This window comes from Pantoea dispersa, from assembly GCF_035783935.1.
Classification (GTDB): domain Bacteria; phylum Pseudomonadota; class Gammaproteobacteria; order Enterobacterales; family Enterobacteriaceae; genus Pantoea; species Pantoea dispersa_C.
On record NZ_JALKOV010000069.1, the window covers coordinates 1 to 205 of the forward strand.

1 rRNA gene is annotated in these 205 nt (G+C 54.1%); it reads right to left on the reverse strand.

The features are described 5' to 3' along the window. Nucleotides 1–205 (reverse strand): 23S ribosomal RNA (locus MXF20_RS23520); the annotation flags it as partial.

Genomic DNA, 205 nt, shown 5'->3' on the forward strand with positions numbered 1-205 from the left:
TTTTCGCCTTTCCCTCACGGTACTGGTTCACTATCGGTCAGTCAGGAGTATTTAGCCTTGGAGGATGGTCCCCCCATATTCAGACAGGATACCACGTGTCCCGCCCTACTCGTCGGACTCACAACTCATGCATCTTCGTGTACGGGGCTGTCACCCGGTATCGCGCGACTTTCCAGACGCTTCCACTGATGCACAAGCTGATTCA